Annotated in this window: 2 protein-coding genes; one reads left to right on the top strand and one right to left on the bottom strand. The window is 64.3% G+C overall.

Annotated elements, in window-relative coordinates; translation table 11 throughout:
- Positions 1–265: 265 nt before the first annotated feature.
- Positions 266–1,087 (bottom strand): enoyl-CoA hydratase, encoded by an 822-nt coding sequence (locus Q8R73_RS22200; protein ID WP_305721695.1) that lies wholly within the window; start codon positions 1,085–1,087, stop codon positions 266–268.
- Between Q8R73_RS22200 and Q8R73_RS22205 the strand changes: the two genes are divergently transcribed.
- Positions 1,087–1,333 (top strand): hypothetical protein (locus Q8R73_RS22205; protein ID WP_305721696.1); only part of this gene is annotated, 247 nt, incomplete at its 3' end. The two genes, Q8R73_RS22200 and Q8R73_RS22205, sit on opposite strands and share 1 nt — an antisense overlap.

A 1,333-nucleotide genomic window follows, 5' to 3' on the forward strand; every position in this document is an offset into this window, starting at 1 on the left:
GCGGACGGCATCAAGCCGACGGAATTCGGCGGCAGCAACGGCACGGCGGATATCGCGAAGGCGGTGATCGCGGCGCTTTAGGGACGACGGCGAGCGTAGCGCGATATCTCTCAACGTCGTCCCTGCGAACGCAGGGACCCAAAACCACCGACGGTCATTGTCGCAGAAGGTGTATGACACCGGTATACAACCGGGAAGCCGCGGCGTATGGGTCCCTGCGTTCGCAGGGACGACGAAAGTGTTGTGCGCGGCGATCGGACTCGAATTACCTGCCCCTGAACTGCGGCTTTCTCTTTTCCATGAACGCCTGCCGGCCCTCGCGAAAATCCTCCGAATCCATGCAGGCGGTGCCGATGTCCCTGATCGCGTCCATGTCGCGGTTGCTCTCGTCCTTCAACACCTGCGCGATGGTGATCTTGGCGGCCTGAATGGCGAGCGGCGCGTTGCCGGAGATGGTGCGGGCGATCTCCATGGTCGCGTCCCGGAGTTCGGCATCGGGCACCACGCGGTCGACCAAGCCGATCCGTACCGCCTCGGCTGAATCGATCCGCATGCCGGTGTACATCAGCAGCCGCGCCCAGGACGGCCCGACCAGCGACACCAGGTGCTTCAGGCCTTCATAGCCATAGGCGATGCCGAGCCGGGCGGCAGGAATGCCGAACTGGCTGGTCTCGGAGGCGATGCGGATGTCGGCCAGCATGGCGACTTGCATGCCGCCGCCGAGGCAAAAACCGCGAATGCAGGCGATGGTCGGTTTCGGATAGTCCGCCAGCAGCGCGCGCTGCGCGGCGCTCTTTCTCGAATATTCTTCGGAGGCCTCGGCGTTGTGGCGGGTTTCTTCGAACTGGCTGATGTCGGCGCCGGACACAAAAGCCTTGTCGCCGGCGCCGACCATGATCACGACGCGCACGTCGGGATCGTCACGCAGTTCGACCAATGCGTGGCCAAGCCCTTCCCACATGTCGAGCGACATGGCGTTGCGCTTTGCCGGGTTGTTGAAGGTGACGATGCCGACGCCTTCGGTCACGCTCTGCAGGATCTTGCCGTCGGCGTAGGTCTTTTCAGTGGTCCTGGGGGCGTCGAGCAATGGTGCGCCTTCTCGGTTGGTGTCTGATGCCGGGCCGTAATCGTCGGGAATTCGGGCGCAAGGCTGCAATGACGGCAAGCGTGCCGCAGGCGACGCTGCCCGCCGCCGGCGCTATCGACGTTCGAACACCGAACGGCCATATGCCGCCGCTTCCGCGGCGGCGGTCGATCCGTCGCAATGACGGCGCCGCGAACCAGGTTCGTACCACGAACCCGATTCGAATTCGCGAGTCCGGGACTCCCTGCA

Source organism: Bradyrhizobium sp. (assembly GCF_030697065.1).
Lineage (GTDB): Bacteria > Pseudomonadota > Alphaproteobacteria > Rhizobiales > Xanthobacteraceae > Bradyrhizobium.